We start from the raw sequence: 21,938 nt of genomic DNA, 5'->3' as shown, positions 1-21,938 counted from the left end.
CCCTTTTATTTGTATAGGTAGATCCTTTTTTCTTATCCCTTAATTCCCGACATCGTAATCCCTTGAATATAGTAACGCTGCAAAAATAGAAATAGCAGTAAGATCGGAACGGTAGACAACGTATTCGCCGCCAACACCTTGGACCAATCCGTCCCCTCATTCGATGAAAATGTGGAGATCCCAACTTGGATCATTTGCATTTTCTGATCATTGATCACAATGAGCGGCCACAGATAGGAATCCCAGTTTCCTAGAAAAGTCATCAATCCAAGCGTAATTAACGCAGGCACGGCCGCCGGAAGCACAATAGCTACGAAAGTGCGAGTCAAGCTTGCTCCATCGATCCTGGCAGCTTCCATCATTTCGTTCGGCACCTCCGCGAAAAATTGCCGCAGCATAAAGATGCCGAATACGGACAACATGGAAGGTATAATCAGTGCTTTGTACGAGTTCAACCAGCCTAAATCATGCATCAACAAATAGTTAGGTACGAGCGTGACCTCACCCGGAATCACCATCGCCGACATAAATAAGGCAAAGACGACCGTTTTGAAAGGAAATCTAAGCTTGGCAAACGCAAATGCCGCCATCGAATTGATGATCAGCACCAGCATCGTTACAACGGAAGCAACGAGCAATGTATTCCAGATATAGCGTAAAAATGGATTTCTCGTATTGAAAATGACGTTATGAAAGTTCTTCCACGTCCATTCTACGGGCACCACTAAGTGAATATTCAGCGACGTATATTTAAAGAGCTCCTGGTATGGACGAAAAGCGCCTGTCACCATCCATAGGATCGGAGCAACAGAAATCAGAGCGATCATAATCATCACGATCATGGTGACGATGTTCGTTAACCTTTTCACAGCGAATCCCTCCTAGATGTTAATCATTGTCTCTACTAAATAGTCTCATTTGAACAAGCGAAATCGTCAGTACAATCGCAAACAGCACAAAAGCCGCCGCCGTCGCGTACCCCATCCTCATTTGCGTGAAAGCCTGCTTATAAATATAGAAAACAACGGTCTCTGTTGAGCTATTCGGTCCGCCATTGGTCAATACGAAGACTAAACCAGAGAGCTTGATCGCATCGATCGTTGTCATGATGACCACGAAAGCCATCGTTCGATTGAGCAGGGGAAGGGTGATTTTGAAAAACTGCTGCATCCGCGACGCGCCATCCACTCTGGCTGCTTCATATAGATCCGGTGAGATATTGTTTAAGCCTGCTAGGAAAATGATCATAAAGAACCCAGCACCCTTCCAAATGCCGAGCACAATGATGCCGTTCATCGCCGTTTTCGGGTCGGATAAGAAGCTTGTAACTGGCAAATGCAGTGCTTTGAGCACACTGTTCAGAAGGCCGAACTCTTTGTTATAAATGAGCTTAAATACCGTTGCTGCCACAGCTGTCGATATGATAACTGGGATAAAATAAAGCGTTCGGAACAGCCCAGCTGTCGCGGTTTTCTTCTGAATTAGTAACGCAAGCCCTAGGGCTATGCTCGTCTGAATCGGAATCACAATAATTGCAAAATAAAACGAATGCTTCAAGCTATTAAAGAAGGCACGATCCTTCATGAGATGTACGTAATTGTCCATACCAACGAACACATCGCCTGCGCCGACTAAGGAATAATTTTTGAAGCTGATGATAAAAGCTTGCAGCATGGGATAGAACACGAAGACCAGCAGCAAGGCTATCGCCGGGAAAATAAACCAGAATGCCGTTGCCTGCTCATGCTTGCGAAAGCTTTGCGACTTTCGTTTACTTGATCTAACAGTTTTCATTGTTTCGAGTGTTTCTACAGTAGCCAAAGATCCTCACTCCATTCCATATCTGTCATTTACTATCGAAAACATACACTTGAAGGCTCGACACAACAGTCCCATCCTGACTTGTCGCCTTGATCTCAGCCTGCCCTGCCTTAACGCCCTTGACCTGTGCACCATTGTTCGTCACATAAACCGTTGCAATGTCTTCATCGCTAGACGTCCACTTCAACTCCTGCGATCCGCTGAGCGGAACGACGGAAGCTTCAATAGACTGGCTGCCGTTCACAGGTATATCAAGCGTAGTTTTATTCAGCACTACTCTTTGAGGTGTCGTGCCATTCACACCTTCCTTACGCCACACCGTCCCCATCGGAAAAAACTGTGCTTTATCCAACGTGACGTTACCTTTGGACGCGGTCAGTTCTAGTCGATTACTCGTTGAATCAGGGAAGATAAGGCTGGATACCTCAGTTTCACCATCATTGGCAAATACCTCAAGGCTGCCTTCATCTACGAAAAAGTGAAGCTTAAGCTTGCCATCCCTCAGTTTCAGCGGTGCCGACATTTGCTCGGCAAAGCCCTTCTCGAAGGAGGTGATACCTGCGTGTGTTCGGTCAATCGTTAACTTCTCAGCATCAGCATCGTAACTGACTTTCATTGCTTGTTCAGTCCCTTTGCGCAGCTGGAATTCCACTAGACTGTTGGGTTGAACAGTGAGTTCTGAGATGAGTTCATAAGCAGTCCCTTTTAAATTAATAAAAGGATTAGCTCCTGCTGTCAGTTGCTGCTTCGCAACCGTCACTTCTTTACCGCGCAGCGCTTGCAGTTCTTGGATCGGTTCTTGAATCAAGCGTAAGCCTTGATCTGGAATATTCCTCAACCGCAGCTCACGTGGAATGGACATATTCCCTTTCCAAGCCCCCGTCGGCATCGCAAACGGATAACGCCAGTTGGACATCCAGCCCAGCCAAATGCGGCGGCCATCCTTCGCCGGAATGTCTGAGTAGGAAACAGCGGCATAGAAATCTTTCCCGTAATCCGTCCACAACACATCCGAAGCTGGATTATCATTCTTGAAGGTATACCCGTCGAACGTGCCAACGAAATATTGGGCTGTGGAGCCTTTAGTCGTGTTATTACTGCCGACGCTAACGGTCAACACCCATTTCTTCGTTTTCGTACCTTCAACAGGGAGTTCGAACAAGTCCGGACACTCCCAAACCGCCGCGTGCGAGCCCTGATCACTTCCGAACTCACTCGCGAGCTTCCACGTTTTCAAGTCCGGTGAGGTATAGAATTGAACACGGTTGTCTGCTGACACCACCATGACCCACGATTTCGTCTGCTCATGCCAGACTACTTTAGGATCGCGAAAATCCTTCAAACCCGGATTCGGTATCACCGGATTCCCTTCATACTTCGTCCAGGTCCGTCCTTTATCCGTGCTGTAAGCAATACTTTGCGACTGCAGTCCGCTTTTGAAATGGGTAAAAATCGCAACCAATCCCGATTTACCGCCAAAGAACCCACTCGTGTCCTTCGTGTCCACAACCGCGCTTCCTGACCAGATTTCACCTAGCGAATCCCGCGCCAGAGCCACCGGAAGGTGCTCCCAGTGAATCAAGTCCCGACTTACTGCATGGCCCCACTGACCGCTATTTTGATAAAATTGATGGTACTCCCCTTCAAAATACACCATCCCATTCGGATCACTCATATTGCCCGTCTCCGGTGATAAGTGATATTGCGGTCGATATTTTTCCGTATAATAAGTCGGATCCTTCGCATAAGAGAATGCCGTTTCCTCCGCGGAGTCCTTCGGTTTGCCATCACCTGTTACCAAAGCCGTCATTCCCCAACCCAGAAGAATGATCGCGGCGCTGCTTGCCACCCATAACCCTAATTTCTTCCGCATGGTTCCTCCCTCATCTCGTTGTCTATTTTGATGTATTGCTATTGTACCGAGTCAAAGAGGAGAAAGATTTCAATATCATTGGGAGTTTACTTTTAAAATGATTTGCAGGATATTGACGCGACTAGCCTCGTCAGCAAATAAAAATACCCTCATCTATTAGATGAAGGTAGAGTCGAAATAAAGCCTAGCCACATTTCTTCCACTGAATTAAAAGCTCTTATAACCCCTCACTCCCCCGCATTTCTTCCCGATACTCCTTCGGCCCCTTCCCATAAAACTTCTTGAAAGCTGTGCTAAAATAACTCGAGCTAGAGTATCCCACCAACGTAGCAATATCTGTTAATTTTAATTCACTTTCTTTGAGCAATGCGGCTGCCCTGCTCAGACGCAACCGCGTGACATAATCACTAAACGTCACGCCAACACTCGTCTTAAACAGTCCAGATAAGTACGTCTCATTCAGATGAAACATATCCGCCAGCGAAGCCAATGTGAGCTCGTAGGAGTAATTCTCGTCCACATAATTACGTATGGCTTGCATCATTTGCTGACCGCTTGAAAACCTGGTTTTCCTCACTTCCTCCATAACCAATTGGGCCATATCGTGAAGTTGCTCTAGCACCTGCTCCCTAGAGGAATAATCCCTCACGGTCATCTGGCAATTCCAGAGGTAGCTCTGTAGGGACGTATCCCCCAGCTCAAATTTCTTCGCAATAGCGTTAAACAAGAGAATTATACGCAGGGTCAAAAAGGTAAACACAAACATCGGGGTATCCCGATCTGCGGAGAAAATACTGTGCAGCTGCTTGGTAAATGATGACATATCAAGGTTCTCGATGGTTTGCATCAGCTTTCGCTCCACCTCAGGGGAAAAGCTGTGCGTCATAGCGAGCATGTTTCGATCCGGCTCGGCCTTATCGGAATGGATCGTGCTTTGACTCCAGGCTAGCATGCTAGATGCATAACCATCTTTGAGCTGCCTCAAGCCATGAATAGGCTCGCCGATACCGAGCACGCTGTCTACTCTGAGGTAGCTTTGGATATCCCGCTTCAGTTTGCGCACGAAGTCGGCCAGGAAGCGTTCATGCGCAGCATTTTGAACCAAAATAACAAAATGTATCATCGCAGGATGACTCATCGAATAGAATGGATAGATGTGCTCCCATTTCTGCGCGGATTCCCGGCACAACATCTGAAATGCTAGGTAGAGCAAGTCTTTCCGCTCGCTCCAATCGTCCAACCGCCCTGGCGGAATCCGCATCTCAACGGTGACAAACTGTGCATGAACGTCATCAAGAGCTAATGGGGATAACTGTAGCTGCTCCATCCGTTCCTTCATTGTAGAAACGCTAAACCATTCATCCTTCACCAGCTGCCAGAGAAGCTGCTCTTGCATCACCCCCAGTTGTTGGTGATTTTTAATATCCTCTTGATCCTGCTCCCGAATGCGAGTGCGATCTTCTTCTAATTCCGCGGCTAGCTTGCCAAGAAGTGTGGTGAGTTCACTGCGAACCACAGGCTTGAGCAGATAATCCTTCACGCCCAGTTGAATCGCGGCCTTCATATATTCAAAATCCGAGTAACCCGAAAGCACAATGATACGAAGCGCTGGATACTTTTCCTTGCATGCGTTAACAAAAGCTATCCCGTCCATTTGCGGCATGCGCACATCGGTGATGATAACATCCGGCAACGCGTGCTCCTCCAGAAGCTGCAGAGCTTCCAGACCATTAGCCGCTTCCAGCGCGATTTCGAATCCGGCGGATGTCCAATCGATTTTGGCTTTAATACTGTTACGAACGCCGACCTCATCATCAATCAACATGATTCTGTACATCTCGGTTGTCAGCTCCTTATCAGCGGCAGGATCAGATTCAGTTCCGTTCCTTCACCCAGCTTGGATTGCAGCTCTAATTGACATTGTTCACCATAATTCAGTCGACATCGTGATAACACATTGCGAAGACCGATACTTTGCCCCTCGGTACTTAGAATCGCTACGGAATCAGCTGACTTGAGCTCTTCGAGTAGATTTTGTACTAAGTCAGGGGACATGCCAATGCCATTATCCTTGACGGATATCAGCAATTTATCCGCCTCTATCTTCGTCCTTAGCGTAATCGATGCGACGCCATCCTTCTCTAAGCTATACTTCACCGCATTTTCCACCAGGGGTTGAATGATAAATTTGGCGATCAAGAAATGAGCTGCCGCGGGATCTTCCTCGGTAACAACCTGCAATCGCTCCTCATGTCTCAAATGAAGGATGAATAAATAATCCCGAATATACGCCATTTCTTCGGTCACTCGAACCAAATCACTACCTAGGTTGAGCGAATATCTCATCATTTTGCCCAAAGCTTCCGTCGCATCCATCACGAGGTCTTCCCGTTTCATAGCCGCCAGACCGCTAATGATTTCAAGCGAATTATTATAAAAATGCGGATTAATTTGCAGCAGCAGAGCCTTGTATTCAGCATTTTTCCTACGTAAATTCGTCTCGAACTCCGTCTCGATTAAATAGCGCAGCCGATGGGTCATCTGCTTGAAAACAGCCGTCACATAATTTACTTCACTATGCCCCTCGCCGGCATTCGGCATCACTTGAAGCGCCTGATGAAACTCCCCACGCTCTACATGCTTCATCGCCCTCCCCATCACACTTAGGGGTTTGGTTATACCTGCGGACAACCAAAAAGCGACCAGTATCGCAACAATTAGCAACAAAACGGTAACGACAAGCATCGTCTGTCGGATGTGAGTGATTTTTTCATACAATTCGGCTTCTGGCACACTTCCGATAATCGTCCAATTCTGTGCAGGCAGCTTGCGGAAGAAAAGCAGATTCGTCTCTCCCTTAACATCCATAGGAAAAATTCCACTCACATCTCCATCATACTTCACATCAATTTGCTGAAGCCCCATGTTGAGCATGTCCCTATCATCGGACAGATTTTGATCCAACACGCTTTTGCCGTCGTGCGTCATCAATATGACCTTTCCCGTCTTCCCCACATGGATCTTCTCAATGGCATTGCGAAGCAGGGTTGTCGGATAATTCACTTTAATGAATCCCATATTTTTGAGAGATTGAAGCTGCACAAGTGGAAAAAGATAGCTATTAATCGATCTCACTCGCATAAATTCATCCGACTGATCGACATCCTTGTGTGCAGTCGTCCAACGATTGTTGTCTGTTATAAAAGACTGAAACCACGCACTGTTCTTGTACGATTTGTCCTGTGTCCACACGCCGCCTGCATCCTCAGCAAACGCACTAATGGATATTCCACTGGAGTTGTTCACCGCATAAGACGAGAAATACTCCCGTAATCGTTGCTTCGTTAGAACTCGTTCCTGAATCGTACTATCTGGATTTAAATGCACAGTCAACCACTCCTGCGTCGTTCGAGAGCTCACCACTTGATTGCCTGTATCCTCGACCTGCGTAAGTAGCGTCCCCACATGTGAGGCGAACTGATCAATTGTTTGAGAGGTTGAAGCTTCGATCGACGACTTAATCGTTTTGGTTGCTTCCTCACTAAGAATATAGGCCAGTGTTGCAAAAGGGAGAAGCAGCAGAACCGAGAAAACCGCCATCAAACGGCTCCTCAATGAGAAAAACATGATATCCCCCCGTTATATCTGAAATCATTTAAGTACCATCTACTTATCATACCTCTGGACCGCCCAACCAACAACGACAAAGAGACGATCACCGAAATGATTCGTCTCACTTATCTGAAGCTGCTTACTTCTTCTGCTGTGCTAGGACATCTGCGTACGCTTTATCAATTGTCGTAACGGCCTCTGCAATGGACGCGTCAATGTTTCTTTTGCCAATCGTGACATCCTCGAACATTTTGTTTACAGCATCCGACATTTGCGGGAAGATAGGCGTGATCGGACGCGGTCTGCCGTACTTTTGATTTTGAATCACGAAGATATTCTTCGGATACTCATTTAACTCTGGGAATGCCTTAGCAGATGAATAACGGGATGGGATATCCTTCGTCATACCTGCATATGTCTTCTGACCTTCTTCTCCAGTTACCCAGTTAATGAACTTCCAAGCTTCATCTGGATGCTTGCTTTTACCCGAAATGCCGAGGGCCCAGCTGCCGTTAGCCACTGCTTGTGTCGTTCCTTTTGGCAATGGAGCAATATCATAGTCTTCACCCAGCTTGAAATTCGGGAATTTATCCTTCAAATTAGATAGGGACCACGAGCCGTCAATCGTAATAGCCAACTTGCCGTTAGGGAACGGATCTGGTGGATACTCGAGTGCAGATACTTTATCTTTGTTATACAGATCGGAGAAAAACTGAACAGCTTTTTTCGTTTGTGGGGAATCTAGGTAACCTTTGGACGTTTTACCGTCGGGGCTCATGATCTCGCCACCCAGCTGCCAAATGATCGGATACTTGAAGTACGCTGTGCCACCTGCATTGCCAAAGCCTTGCGCAGGATCAATACCAAAGATACCATTCACTGGGTCATTTACTTTCTTCGCAGCATCCAGAACTTGATCCCAAGTCCATGGCTCATCTGGATTTTTCGATGGAAGCGGAATACCTTTCGCTTGGAAAAGCTTTTTGTTATAGAACATCGCAATCGAAGATTCCGTCAACGGTGCCATGTAGATTTCATTTTGATACGTGTAGGTCGCAAGTGTTGATTTGGGAACATCGTCCATATTGCCATCAGCTTTGAAGTAGGCGGTCAAAGGTTTAAGTGCACCTGCGTTAGCATATGAACCCACCGTTGGTGCATCTAGCGCCATGATATCTGGCGGACTTCCGGAAGCGATGGATACGCGTAATTTCGTGTCATAGTCCGAATAAGGAATCGGTGTCATTTCCACGGAAATATTCGGATACTTTTGCATAAAGGATGCCACTAACTTGTCGTAGGCCGCATTCTCCGTATCATTCCCCGAGTTTCTCCAGAATGTGAGTTTTACTTTTTCTTCTTTTTTCACAGCTGTATCTGTTTGCTTTGGTGCCGCTGATGCTGTGCTTGATGCGCTTCCACTATTGCTTTGCGAAGAACATCCCGCCAACAAACCACCAACAACGATAGCGCTTACCACTGTTTGACTTAATTTTTTCATATGTTGTTGCCCCTTTCATTACTTTGTTGTTGTTCTTGTCACCATCTTATCAAAGTGAAAGGGACAATAAATTCAAAATGCTCTGCTTCTAACTTATAAAATTATCATGACGGGCGACGAAAGTAAAAGGAGAGTGAATCCCAGCGTAATTCAGATCCTCCAATTAATATAAAAGCTAGCACAAAACGATGCTGGACCAGCTCCAAAACATGAATATTAAACTTTAGGACAAGTATTTCTTTAAATAAATACCTTCATTTCTTTTATCACTGTATCTTCATAAGCATGTTTTCCACCAAGCATAATCTCATTTACATTTACTGGTTGGCCGATCGTTGCGGATTCCAAGGCAGCATACACAACACTCAATGCTTCGAGACCTCTCTCTGCGCTAGATATAGGCTGCTTATGGTCTGCAATTGCATCCCATAATTCCATATAAGAATGGGCAAACGGGTCATCTACAACATCAGAGGCATAATACTTGATGAGTTCTGATAAGGTAACGACACGGTTATCTTCAAGTACCGCATATTGACCGGGTCGCAAGCAACCTTTGCTTCCATAAATCCAGACTCCTCCTGCTTTCTCTCCATGAGCAGCTGTGCTGCACATCCAATGACCCAAGGCACCATTCTCAAATCTAAATACAGTAACAGATGTGTCTTCTCCAGTTGGATAAATCGTGCTCTCACCGTTACTTAGTTCCTTTTCGAAAATTCGTGTGTAGGCGAACACCTCTCGGATTGGGCCATTGATTTCTGTAAAAAAATGAGTTCGATGAACTCCATGGTCATTAATCCATCCAGCACCTGCACGGCCCTTCATGTGTCTCCAAGCGGTACCTGCAAAAAAAGTTCGTCCAAGTGTAACTGTTGCGTAGTCCATGATCATATATACGTCTCCAATCAAACCGTCTTTAACAGCCCGGGCCATAGCGACGTTTCCTGCTCCCAATACACTTGGTTCTGATAAGGTTAACACTTTGTTATATTTTTTCGCATCAGCCAGCATTTTTCTACCAAACAATGGCGAAATGGCAAGAGGCTTCTGCATTTGGACGTTGACTCCAGATGCGAAACAATCCTCTGTCACCTTATGATGCAGATCATGATCAAGCAATACGGAGACTGCATCCAATTGTTCTTTATCAAGCATCCGACGATATTCCGTATACACAGTGGGGCGCTTTCCCAATTGCTTCTCCACTTCTGTAGCAAATGCCTCCGCTCTATTAAGATTCAGATCACAAACGGCTGTCAACTCAAACGTCTGCCTGTTATCCTCCCTTAATTTCTTAAGACCTTCCAAGTGAGCTGTGGAAATGACCCCGCAACCAATAAAACCTATGTTCATATCAACACCACCGCTTCTCGTTAAAATGTTATATAGACAACCTCATCCTTATCTTAGCAAAAGTCAATCGGTGATCATTACGATTTCCTCTTATTCTTACATTTGATATTTTCCGAAGTTACCTTCATCCATAAACCATTCATCAAGCTTCGACTATAGGTTCCTCCATGGATGGCATGGCAGGGATCGTACCTTTTTTCGTTGTAGCCAGAGCGCCCGTTGCGTTCCCAAACGATCGGTTCACTTGCAAATTCAGGATGAAAGTTGGTCTTCCCCAAAAAGGCACGATTCATGGCCAATTCTTGCTGGTTGCAATGGTAGGCTTAGCGTAGATATTCACTTTCAGTGACGCCAAACTTAATACCAAATTCGGCAGCGCTGCCCAGTTCAAACTCAGCCTCAATCTCCAATAAATCTCCATGTATCGGTGCAATTGGCATCGCCGATGATTTGTGGGAACCCATTGCCAAGTAAGGAACGATATAATACTTTTGATTTAATCTTTAAAGTGCTTTATTACAATATTTTTGAAGAACGCGGTGCCTCCTTCAGAAAAAAGGGTAATCCCTTGATCGTTTAATTCCGGGAAAATTTCATTGGAAAAAACGATGGTTCCATCATCTATAAAGACTTCAATGCTTGTTGTATCGACGAGAATCTTTAAGTGAACGTGCTTCTTACTCACATCAACGGGGGCCCTGCTTTCAACATATTTACCACTCAGGTCAGGCTGACCTGTAAAAGCTCTGTTGACATAAGAGTACCCTCCCTCTGCAAAAACACCTACATCTACATGGCGGTTTTTGTCTGTTGATTCTCGAAGTCTCAATCCTACATTTTTGATCTCTGACCACGATATATCTGCCTCAAGCTGGTATGCATCGCCTGTTACATGAAGAGTTTTAGAACCATTAACCTCTATTTGTTTCAACGAATCCGTTGTAGTTGTCAATTGATTCAATGCTTCAATGGGTTGTGAAATCAAACGATACGTATCTCCATCATGTTTTAAGTTAATTTGACGAACAATCGAATCGGTTCCATTAAATCCTTCTTCAAGGGTTGGCGTATTATGGGGATAATCCCAATTATTCATCCAAGCCAAAGCATACCGATGATTGTATTTATCGCCGTCTTTCCCTTCTTCAAACGTGACAGCACCATACCAATCAAAGCCATAATCTAGCCACTGTGGGTCACTTTGATCAGGAGAAAATTCCTTTCCATTAAAGTGTCCAGTCCAATAGGCGTAAGTGTTTGGTTGACCTGCCGACTTACCATTTGCACTGACACCAAGAATCCATTTATAGATCCCGTCATTCGCACGTATAAAATAAAGATCAGGACACTCCAAAATTCCGATATTTTCTGTCATAAAACCACTCGTATATTGCCAATCTTTTAAATTCGGAGACTCATAAAAACCAATTTTCGTCCCTTCCGCCATTGCCATCACCCATTTATTAATCTGATGATCCCAGATGATTTTCGGGTCTCTAAAATCTTTTGTGCCCGGATTCGGAATAATGGGATCGTCACGATAAGAAGTATATGTTTTTCCTTTGTCCGTGCTGTACCACAGATATTGTTCCTGCTTCCCGCCTTCTGCAGACGGCTGTGTCACGATCGCTACAAGCGCTTCTTTTCCAAAGCCTGCCGTATTATTCTCGTCCACAACGACTGATCCGCTCCATGGATCACCATTACTGGTTGTATATTTAGGAATGGCCACCCCTTCATCTTTCCAATGCACCAAATCCGTTGATGTCGCATGCCGCCATTCGGTTCCATTTCCGTTCGGATAATCATGGTTATAGAGATAATAGTAATGATACTTTCCATCCAAATAAATCGGCCGCTGTGGGTCGTTTTTCCATTTGTCAGGCGTAGTGAAATGATAGCTAGCTCGATACGTTGGCATAACGGAATCTATGGTTTCGTTCTTCTTATTGCTAGCTGAATCATGGACCACTACTCCTATCGTCATCAAAATAATGAAACAAATCATAACTACACCTATTCGTTTTGCTGCTTTCTTATCATTTATTGAATCGTTCAAGCTGACACCTCCTCTCTTTGCTGCTTAATCCTTTTTACAAAAAAGAAAACGCCGATTTACATCGGCATTTTCTTATGCTTTTTTGAGGATACTTCATTATTTTTTGTTTTTCGACTTCGTGTCAATCGTTAATTGCCCTTGTGCAAGGATACTATCTCCCACAACCGAAGTTTTCGAACCATTAATGTTCAGCAAGAAACTAGGCGCAAAGGTAGATTTGTGGTCTGCATAGAGACCTCTGTTTGTCATGTAACTTGTAATAACCACATTTTCCCCGTCAGCTTGCGGTATTGCAAAGTGAGAATAAGTCCAAGTAAGATCTTTAGGATCAAGATTCATGTTTAATACAAGTCCGCTGCCATTTAACGGTTTGTATGTTCCTGTTAAGGAATCGGACACGTAGCCTAACATGTATACATCATTTGCTCCGATACCATCCATCGTCATTTTGGAACCCCTGGAATCCGTGAACAAATACCATTTGCCATTCATTTTAAATACGTTGGCACGTTCGATTTCATCTGTTACAGTGTTCGATGCAATTAATGGTTTCATGACATTTTTCAACGTATAATCATCGTTCAGTTCAATAATACCCAATGCACCATTTGCTAACTCAGCAGCACGTTTTTTAGGACCTTGCAGCAATTTATTTTTTTCATCTTGGAAGAATTGCTTCTTTCCACCGTAGAAAGCTTTATTGAAGAGCGATGCCTCTCCTTGGTAACCAACTTCCGTTCCTGTGTTGGCTTCGAAAACAAGGTATTTATGACCTTTGTCTTCCACATAGTGAGGGTCTCTTAATGTATGATTATCTGAATAGTTCTCCGCTTCGATTCCTTGCATAACGTTTTGATAGATTTTGCCGTCTCCGCCATCAAAAATCGATTTCTGATCCTGAACGCCATCAATTTTCAGCGCACTTTTATCTGGTTGAGATACATTTACTTGGGCTGTTGTTAGGGTTTGTTTACCATAAAACCCGTGAGTAGGGTCCCAACCTTGACGATCCGTATAGAATAAACGAACTTTTCCATCCGATGTTAAGGTTGCTGAGCCTGACCATTCTTCTGCTTGATATTTGAGAAAAGGATCGTTAGGAACGAATTTATCGCTATCCTTAAATACTCTTCCAGCATTTTTCCAGCTATCAATGGAAGTATCGCCTACTTTTTGATAAAACATGTAGACAAATGTGTCCCATCCTCTTTTAGGGTCTCCTGCTAAAGCAAAAACGATATTGTAGCCATGATAATTTGCTACTGTTCCATCAGCATTTTGCAGCGGCCAGCTATCCCAAACATCGATATCGATCAAGCTGCCCTGCTCATCAAAACCTTTTGCCGAAGAAAGATTTTTTATTGTTGATGCATCGAATTGAGGCGCTTGAAATTGTGCACTCTTTTGTTGTTCAGGTATTTTCAGCATGTCAGAGCGTGTAATATGGGAAAAACCATAATTTTCATTGTAATCCACCGTGTCTTTCTCTTTCGCAAATGCTTGAGCTCCACCCCCTACTAGCATTGCTGTAGTCAAGCTTACTGTTGTTGCTCGTTTAACCAATTTTTTGATGTTCATAACCTTACAACTCCTTTTTCTATGTTTTTTCTCTCCACAATTACTAGTTTAAGGCAAAGGAAAAGTTAAGAACATGTCGTACATTGATAGATTTACAGGCTTATATTGATACAGACGGACAGGACACTCGATCCCAAATACAAAAATAACCCTTACCGCCTTGATACTAAGCATCAGGGGCGAAAGGGTTATGAATCTAAAAAGCCAATTATTTCTGCTCAGCCTTTTTCCAAGACTTTTGGAGCTCCTGAAGCAATTGATCGCGGTTAAGCTGTTTGCCTACATAAGCTTGCATCGCATAGCCGAACTCTTCTCTTGCCCTCGGAGGAAATTTAAACCAGTTCCAGGACAACGTTTTCTTCTCCTTTGAGTAACGAATAATATCGTCCACGAGTGGTCCTGAACGGTCCGTCTCTATATTTTTAAACGCAGAAATAAAATGGAACTGATCCTTCATAAACGTTTTGCCTTGTTCCGATGAAACCATCCAGTTTAAGAATTTCTTGGCTTCTCTCTTTTTCTCCGGTGAAGATTCTTTATTTACAACCCAGTTATTGGATACGCCCACCGACAAGGCATCGTTTCTGGCATCATCATTAATCGGAATGGGCAAAAAACCGATACTCATATTTGGCGTTATTTGATCAATCTTTGCTTGAGCCCAATTTCCTTGTTTCAGGATCGCCGCTTTGCCGGTAGCAAACAAAGCAACTTCGGCATTATAGTCGGTCGTCAGATAATCTTTATTGCCATATTGAACGGTCAAATCGAGCATGCGCGTCAGATCTTCGAACTTTTGGTTCCCTTCGATGGATTGCGTCCCGTCGTTCAAAGCTCGAATAAAAGCGTCTGGGTCATCCTGCTGGGCAAAAGCAATATTCAACATGAGAATGAAAAACCAACTATCTGAATATCCGACTGCAAAAGGGGTAATACCAACGGAATGCAGCTTTTCCACCGCTGTCTTTAATTCGGAGAGCGTTTTTGGCAGGGTGTCGATACCGGCCTTTGCGAATAAATCCTTATTATAGATAAAGCCGTAGCCTTCCAAATTTACAGGCATCCCGTAAATTTTCCCGTCTATCGTCATCGGCTCAAGTGCCTCATCAACCACATTACTCACCCACGGCTGATCGGATAAATCCTCCAGGTACCTTTTCCATGCCTCCGCTTCTTCGTAACCGCCGTTAGGGAAGATATCAGGACCTTTATTGGCTGCAAATCTTGCTTTCAATTCAGCAAGGTAGTTTGCCCCTCCGCCAAAGGTTAGAATATCCAGTTTAACATTCGGATTTTCCTTCTCGTATTCCTTTGCCATCTGCTCGAACTCCGTGGAAATTTCCACTTTGGGATTAAGCACCTCCAAAGTGATGTTCTGATTAGCACGCTTTGTATCCACTTCTTTTACCGAACGATTGTCCCCCCCGCATGCAGAAAGCGATAGGGTAAGCAATCCGGCTAAAATGTACTGATAAACCTTAATTATCATGATTCCCCCTCGTTACATTTACAACTTTTATGAAGCAATCCCAATTCCGTTATACCCCGTTTTCCCTCCTCATTCCGATATTCAAGAGGCGTCATGCCAACAATTCGTTTAAACAATTTCGAAAAGTAAGTTTCATCCTGGTATCCGAGCTTTAATGCAATCGAGTACATTTTCTCGTCAGTTTGGCTTAACCACTGTTTGGCTTGTTTTATTCTTAATTGAGTAACGTAATTGGAGAGGGTCATCCCTATTTCTTGCTTGAATCGTCGCGAAATATGTTCGCGGCTCAGGAAGAATCGGGTTGACAGTTTGTCCAAACTTAACTCTTGCATATAATGCTCATTTACAAAAGTAACAATATCAAGCATACGCCTGGCATCATCCAAATCCGTCAAACGATGTATGGATCTGAAGTTTTGCTCAGCCAATGCCCTTTGGGCAGATTGAAAAGATTGCGGGAGTTCTGTAAGCGAAGTCATTGGTTCGCCGCTAACCAAACGAACAGGAATATCCATGTGTTGGGTAATCCATTCCTCTATCGGGAAGAATTGGCCGTGAACAGAAAGTATCACACAAACATTAGGGTCGTTCTGAAGAGCATAGGCATTTCCCCATTCTCGAGTAACCAGCTCATCCGTCAAATGCTGGAGGTAGGGATCCAAATGATGGGTTTGGTAAAAATAAATTAAAGTAAGATCGTATGCGTCCGCTTGCGGAAGAGACATGGCTATTTCGTCGGAATCAAAAAGTTCCCCGTTACATGCCGCGGTAACTCCCCTGTTTAAAAGAAGCTTCTTGGCCTCTTCATAGACGCCTTGCTCTACATTGCTGCGTTCTTCCTCTTCTTTTTTCCAGGTTTCTACCGCTCCCGCAAGTGCTTCATTTAGCATTTCATTTTCGATAGGCTTCAACAAATAATCGTAGCTACCGTGCTTAATCGCTTTACGCATGAAGGAATAGTCGTCAAACCCTGTAATCAAAATCACTTTTCCTGGATAGGAATTGGCATCCAACCACTCGATCAACTCAATCCCGTTCTTTTTGGGCATTTTCACGTCTGTCATGATGATTTCCGGACTTTCCAGATCAATCAACGCTTTTGCCTCTTCACCATTTCTGGCTTCCAAAATATCGGTAATACCATGTTTCTGCCACTGTCCCATAAAGCGAATAATTTTCCTTACATTGGTCTCATCATCGACGATAAGAGCTTTCATTACGTCATTCCTCCTTTAGGTAGAATGGAATCACCAGCTTCACGGAAAACCCTTTTCCCTGCATCGAATCAAGTAGGATTCCTGCTGTCGGATCATAATTAAGAACCAAGCGGTCATGAATGTTTTTTAAGCCGATATGCTGGGACGAGTAGTTTCCTTCGTAAGCCGGCGTGTAGATGTTATTTTTTAATGTTGTCAGCTCATCACTCATCATACTGCGGCCGTTATTTTCCACAACCAGATTCAAATATTCGCCTCGCACTTCACCGTAAATACGCAAATGGGCTTGTTCGAACCCCTCTTCATAACAGTGTTTAAAGAAGTTTTCAACGAGCGGCTGCAAAATCATACTCGGAACTGAAATATCAAGAATGTCCTCGGGTATGTCGATGGAATAGCTAAAATCAGTTTGAAAACGCTCCTCTTGAAGGTTCAAATACGCTCTTACATAATCCACTTCACTCCGAACTGTGGCCTGTTGATCCACACGAATGGCGTACCGCATCATTTTGGATAAGGAAACTACCAATTGGTATACTCGTGGAGATTCGCTAAATAAGGCAACCGCACCAATGGATTGGAGAGAGTTGTATAAAAAGTGAGGATTAATCTGGGACTTTAGCGCCCTATGCTGGTTCTTCCTGTTCTCAATCTCTAGCTTGTACTCACGGTCGATGTGACGATTGATCCGGCTCATCATTTCCTTGATATGCCTCTCCAGATTGCCGATTTCATCCTTCCTATTATCGTCAAAAGGAGCATTCATGTTCCCACCTTCAATACTCAGCACTTTTCGGCTAAGCAGCTTGATCGGACGAGTAATCTTGTATGATATGATGGCTATCATGATTAAGCCCAGAACTCCCACGATGACACCGACGATGATGTTCGTGTAGGCGGTTTTCCTCACGTCACTAAATAAGAATTTGCTTGAAGTTATCTTAACAAAGTGCCATTGATTTAACGGTTCCGACAACGTTCTGGAAAAGATAATATCTCCATTCGAAAACAGAGCACCTGCAGCCGACTGATTGATTTTCTTTTTTAGTTCTGCCGGAACTGCCTTGCCAATCATGGCTTCATCACTTGCATAGATGACATGATCTTCCGAATCGGATAGAAAAACGGATTCTTTATTTTTTTGAATAAAATGATTAGATATGCGAGCAAGTTTGTCCAAATTGATGTCTATCGTGATGATACCGAGAAATTCTTTCGAAAGTGCGTCCAAGATTTTGTGATGAATCGTCAAAACCATCGTTTTATCCGATGGGGGAATAATTGCTGTGTCGTTATAATTTTCAATCTGATGAGGCGGTTCGATTAAAAAGTTCGAATCAGACTTTATTAGCTTCTGAATAGAAGCTTGTTTCAATAAATCCGGCTGCCGCTTACGGGCACTTATCATCGCATTATAAACTGTAAATGAGTTTTCCCCTTCTTCGATGTATAACCGAACCTGCCTAATTTCGTTCCTCATCAGATAAAAGGTTGTCATGCCTTTATAGATTTCAAGCTGGTTGAAATAAAGGGACCTTTCAAAGCCTTTTTCAAAAATCATGAACAAGTCAGGATTTCGGTATAAAATATACGGAAGATTAACGATGTCATCAAAGTATTGCTCCAAGTCTTCGGACGCCTGCCCAATTTGCTCGCGGCTGTTCTCAAGCTCATGCTGTTCCACATTCTCTTTCGTTTGCCGATAAATCAACAGCATGGACAGAAAATACGGAAGGATAATAAACACAAGCAGCATGATTAATAAACGGCTTTGAATGGTTTTCATGAAAAATACTCCTTTAGTAATAATCGCCTTGCTATTATTCTAACCTTAGCAATGTGATTTCTTTCACAAATATCAGTAAAGAATTCGGTCTTTGATGATAAAATCAGTCCGTAGTACTGTTTCAAGTACATTACAAAGCGTATGATCAAAGGAACAACGGTCCCTGTACAGAAGGAATAATGCCTTCTGCTGGAGGCCGCACTACAGCCAGCATTTATTCTCGGTGTAATGTCCAATTACCCTGTTTTTATCAGTTTCGTTATTAACTTCATCCACTCTCACTCCCTTCACATTTTTTTAGTACTTCTACACGAGGACCAGATTTTCTCATAAAGTGACAAAAAATCTCCCTTGGAATAGGGAGACCTGAGTAGTGACCGTTTACTACCTTCATAATGACAGGGACATTTAATTGGAGTACCGTTTATATTCTTCCCGCTTTATGTTACGAATCTTTCGACCGAGTTTTATTTAATGATGCCTTTATCTTTCAAAAAATCATGCGCTACTTTTTGCTCTTTTAAACCTTCCGAATCGACTTTTGCATTTAGCTCCTGCATAATCCTCTCATCAAGTTTATCTTGGAGTTTGTTCAAGGCTTCAGCAATTTGTGGGTATTTGGACAGGATATCCTGACGAACCAGCGGCCCTGAACTATAGGGGGGGAAAAAAGATTTGTCATCTTCCAAAATAATTAAGTTGTTCAGCTTGATCTGACCGTCCGTCGAAAAAGCATCAAAGAGCCGCCCAAATACCTAAACAACATTGTGGAGCAAGATCATCGGTTCATAAAGAAAATCACAAAACCAAATCTCGGTTTCAAATCGTTTCTTACAGCGGATCAGACGTTAAAGGGAATTGAAGCTTTACATATGATAAGGAAAGGACAGGCCGATGATAATTCGACTGTCCTCACTGCTGTTGAATGGCTAAATAAGATATTTGGTTTAGTGGCATAGACAAAGTAAAGTTTGTAGGGTAACTGCTAACTTTTTAAATCCTTGCACCAGAACCGTTTCTTGTAACCCATTCGGCGATCTTATTCTGCGTTTTTGATCTGGTAGCTTCCGGTTAATCAACAGGCGTGCCACCAAATCAAAGTTTAGCGCTTTCGGATGCCCAATCCATATATTAAGTAGACTCTAATTACTTAAATATTTTATAAATTTAGAGAGTTCTTGTTCTTGATTGGCACCAAAACAATCTTTGTTTTGATACTTAAAAGATTTCACTACATCTCCTATATGCAATTTGATTTTCTTCTTGTCTTGTGCTACCAACTTATTAGTAATCGCTGAAAAAGGTACATAATCGATACTCTCATCCTCATATCTATTAATTGATCGCGTGAAAGGATTCGATGTAGACGGGATAAAAAACATTCCGCTGTCGTTGTAAGCAACTACCCAAATATGCTCTGGGTTTATTGTGTCCTCAAGCAAATTAATGACATCCAAATTAGCACTTTGCATATCCGGAAGCTGTTCACGCACGTAGTTCATCATAACATTCTGAGCCACACCGGCAGAACGCCCACCCTTTTTGTTCAGAAACACCATCACAATCACTCCAACAATCACCAGTACCACTGGTATAACCACTAATCTTAAATCCATAGTAAATTTCTCCTTTTTTTATGTATTTTGTCGCAACGGGTATTTTAACCAAGGACTCTCATCATCCTCAAGCAACCCTTTTGCAATTCCCATAATACCACCGTGCCGCATCATATCAGATCCACCCCACATGCATCTCCCAATGATATAGCCATCAGCAAACTCTTTCCAGTCCAAATAGGTGTTCTGACATTCTCTATGGGCTTTACGAATATAATTCCAAGCTTCTTCTTCTGAGATATATGCCAATTCATAACAGCACCGTGTAACCAAAACCAGTCGCCCCATATCCCAGCCGACAACAGATTGTGTGCTCAAGTCAACCTTTTTTTTGATATGCTTATTTTTAATCAGATCTTCGATTGAAGTATTTAGGTTTTGTATATATTCGTATGTACTTACCTTTTGCTCTTCTTCCAAATCCGTCTCGTCAATTGCTGTGGATAGACCTGAAATAAATTGTTTGATAGCCTCAAAATAGACCCTATGCCCCCTACTACTCAGCCAATCCAAGGTACTTAATGCAGTATCTCTATCAACAATGCCGTAGTAATCAGCAAGATTTCGTCGCATCTCATTTTTGTCAGACCCAGTATGTAAACTATCACAAAAGTACATAGTCTGTTCTGCATTGATTGCTCCGACATTCAAAGCAGCATACTGTTCTACGGTTAAAACAGCGGCATTTGGGTTCTTTCGATACTTTTTCTTGCTCAGTGCACCCGCTATCTTTTTAAAAAAACCCATGTTTTCATCCTCGTTTCGTTCATAAAATATAAATACTCTCACATATTACCCGATTCCAGATCGATTGACTTACCGATACTCAAATACATGAATGACATTTTGTTAACAATTCGCACCTGCTTCTCCAGATTAAGCAACATTTGAATGGTTTGTCGTGACCATTATCGGCTTCATGATGTGTTCCGACCATCTGGCCGTGACATCAATCATACGGAATCTTGCCCTGAATAGCCGCTGCTAGGAGACCTTGATTCACTTTTTCGTTCGTCCGCATGGTCACTCGATTCGTTGCGTCTGGCATGGTTTGGCATTTTTGAAACTTTATTAATCTTGATATCTTTGAAATTATAAAAAGCTTCAATCACCTTACCTACAGTAGCTGCATAAACTCCAGCGCTCCCAAATTATCAATGCTCCTAAAACAAAATTTGAGACAAGTTATAAACCTTTCAGCGTACACACTCCTAGTTATTAGTATTTTATTCCAATTGTCGATTATATTCGACAAAAGGAATCATTTTCCTTTTAAGTACAAAACGATTTATCGTGTAATGTTAGTCTTTTATTACGTAAAACCATCCATACATAAGGACAAGACAGGATCCCTAGACCTTTTGGGAAGCACGCAGGGTAGATTAACCCTTTATTGGTTTGTTGCACCAGCCTCATTTTTTTGCCGTAGAAAGGTGATTCTCATGCAAATACTCATTGAACGTGCATGCGGTTTAGATGTTCATAAAAGACCATCACCGCTTGTATTGTTACACCTGAAGGGAAGGAAATTAAAACATTTCACACCCATACCGTCTACCTACTTCAACTCATCGACTGGATGAAGGAACACCGCTGTTCACATGTAGCCACGGAAAGTACAGGCGTCTTTTGGAAACCTATCGTCAACTTACTTGAAGCCGAGGACATTCAATACCTTGTCGTAAATGCCCAGCACATGAAGGCTGTTCCCGGTAGAAAGACGGATGTGAAAGATGCTGAATGGATTGCAGACCTTTTACGTCACGGATTACTTACTGCAAGTTATATTCCAGACCGGAACTAGCGTGAGCTGCGCGAGTTAGTTCGTTACCGGCGCAGTTTAATTCAAGAACGAGCTCGTGAACATAACCGGGTACAGAAAGTTCCCTCGGTATTAAGGGATTTTCTCACGTTTACTCGCTCATTCGCAGGATTACACCCTCTTGGTAAAAGGATACAATGGTTTAGTAGTGGTGGTGGCACCCCCCGAACGGCCATGAAGGCATACGCAAATAGAGGATTAGACTTAA

At 43.3% G+C, this 21,938-nt stretch carries 14 protein-coding genes and 3 pseudogenes; 2 read left to right on the top strand and 15 right to left on the bottom strand.

The window, feature by feature from the left end; genetic code table 11:
- Positions 1-32: 32 nt before the first annotated feature.
- The 13 genes and pseudogenes from LOZ80_RS02740 to LOZ80_RS02680 all read right to left on the bottom strand — a co-directional run.
- Positions 33-869: a carbohydrate ABC transporter permease gene (locus tag LOZ80_RS02740; RefSeq protein WP_238169987.1), complete on the bottom strand. Its 837-nt coding sequence runs from the start codon at positions 867-869 to the stop codon at positions 33-35.
- A 19-nt stretch (positions 870-888) separates the two neighbouring features.
- A complete protein-coding gene (locus tag LOZ80_RS02735; RefSeq protein WP_238169986.1) occupies positions 889-1,821 on the bottom strand; it encodes a carbohydrate ABC transporter permease in 933 nt (310 codons plus the stop codon).
- Between the two features lie 25 nt (positions 1,822-1,846).
- Positions 1,847-3,694, bottom strand: coding sequence for a GH32 C-terminal domain-containing protein (locus LOZ80_RS02730; protein ID WP_238169985.1), 1,848 nt, complete (start codon positions 3,692-3,694; stop codon positions 1,847-1,849).
- Between the two features lie 217 nt (positions 3,695-3,911).
- On the bottom strand, positions 3,912-5,531 hold the full coding sequence (locus LOZ80_RS02725) for a response regulator transcription factor (protein ID WP_238169984.1): 1,620 nt from the start codon (positions 5,529-5,531) through the stop codon (positions 3,912-3,914).
- An 8-nt stretch (positions 5,532-5,539) separates the two neighbouring features.
- Positions 5,540-7,294 carry a sensor histidine kinase gene (locus LOZ80_RS02720; RefSeq protein ID WP_238169983.1) on the bottom strand — a complete coding sequence of 585 codons (1,755 nt, stop codon included), beginning with the start codon at positions 7,292-7,294 and terminating at the stop codon, positions 5,540-5,542.
- A 151-nt stretch (positions 7,295-7,445) separates the two neighbouring features.
- On the bottom strand, positions 7,446-8,807 hold the full coding sequence (locus LOZ80_RS02715; RefSeq protein WP_238169982.1) for an ABC transporter substrate-binding protein: 1,362 nt from the start codon (positions 8,805-8,807) through the stop codon (positions 7,446-7,448).
- A gap of 240 nt (positions 8,808-9,047) precedes the next feature.
- Positions 9,048-10,163 (bottom strand): Gfo/Idh/MocA family protein, encoded by a 1,116-nt coding sequence (locus LOZ80_RS02710; protein WP_238169981.1) that lies wholly within the window; start codon positions 10,161-10,163, stop codon positions 9,048-9,050.
- Positions 10,164-10,659: 496 nt separating this feature from the next.
- Positions 10,660-12,171 (bottom strand): glycoside hydrolase family 32 protein, encoded by a 1,512-nt coding sequence (locus LOZ80_RS02705; protein WP_283214775.1) that lies wholly within the window; start codon positions 12,169-12,171, stop codon positions 10,660-10,662.
- Between the two features lie 147 nt (positions 12,172-12,318).
- Positions 12,319-13,800 carry a glycoside hydrolase family 68 protein gene (locus LOZ80_RS02700; RefSeq protein ID WP_238169980.1) on the bottom strand — a complete coding sequence of 494 codons (1,482 nt, stop codon included), beginning with the start codon at positions 13,798-13,800 and terminating at the stop codon, positions 12,319-12,321.
- 208 nt (positions 13,801-14,008) lie between these two features.
- Positions 14,009-15,289: an ABC transporter substrate-binding protein gene (locus tag LOZ80_RS02695; protein WP_238169979.1), complete on the bottom strand. Its 1,281-nt coding sequence runs from the start codon at positions 15,287-15,289 to the stop codon at positions 14,009-14,011.
- Positions 15,286-16,506, bottom strand: a complete 1,221-nt coding sequence (locus tag LOZ80_RS02690) for a response regulator transcription factor (protein ID WP_238169978.1) — start codon at positions 16,504-16,506, stop codon at positions 15,286-15,288. Before LOZ80_RS02690 ends, LOZ80_RS02695 begins: the two co-directional genes overlap by 4 nt.
- 4 nt (positions 16,507-16,510) lie before the next feature.
- A complete protein-coding gene (locus LOZ80_RS02685; protein WP_238169977.1) occupies positions 16,511-18,292 on the bottom strand; it encodes a cache domain-containing sensor histidine kinase in 1,782 nt (593 codons plus the stop codon).
- A 467-nt stretch (positions 18,293-18,759) separates the two neighbouring features.
- Positions 18,760-19,023 (bottom strand): annotated as a pseudogene (locus LOZ80_RS02680) (glycine betaine ABC transporter substrate-binding protein); the annotation flags it as partial.
- An 18-nt stretch (positions 19,024-19,041) separates the two neighbouring features.
- Here LOZ80_RS02680 and LOZ80_RS02675 point away from each other — a divergent pair.
- Positions 19,042-19,251 (top strand): annotated as a pseudogene (locus LOZ80_RS02675) (DDE-type integrase/transposase/recombinase); the annotation flags it as partial.
- Positions 19,252-19,434: 183 nt separating this feature from the next.
- On the opposite strand, the gene LOZ80_RS02670 reads toward LOZ80_RS02675, so the two are convergent.
- A complete protein-coding gene (locus LOZ80_RS02670; RefSeq protein WP_238169975.1) occupies positions 19,435-19,908 on the bottom strand; it encodes a hypothetical protein in 474 nt (157 codons plus the stop codon).
- Between the two features lie 18 nt (positions 19,909-19,926).
- The gene (locus LOZ80_RS02665; RefSeq protein WP_238169974.1) at positions 19,927-20,655 is read right to left on the bottom strand and encodes a DUF1266 domain-containing protein; all 729 of its coding nucleotides are present in this window, start codon (positions 20,653-20,655) and stop codon (positions 19,927-19,929) included.
- Positions 20,656-21,350: 695 nt separating this feature from the next.
- Between LOZ80_RS02665 and LOZ80_RS02660 the strand changes: the two are divergent.
- Positions 21,351-21,793, top strand: a pseudogene (locus LOZ80_RS02660) (IS110 family transposase); the annotation flags it as partial.
- Between the last annotated feature and the right edge of the window lie 145 nt (positions 21,794-21,938).

The organism is Paenibacillus sp. HWE-109 (assembly GCF_022163125.1).
Taxonomy (GTDB): domain Bacteria; phylum Bacillota; class Bacilli; order Paenibacillales; family NBRC-103111; genus Paenibacillus_E.
Note: the sequence above shows the minus strand (reverse complement) of the source record. Positions and strands in the feature narration are given on the sequence as shown.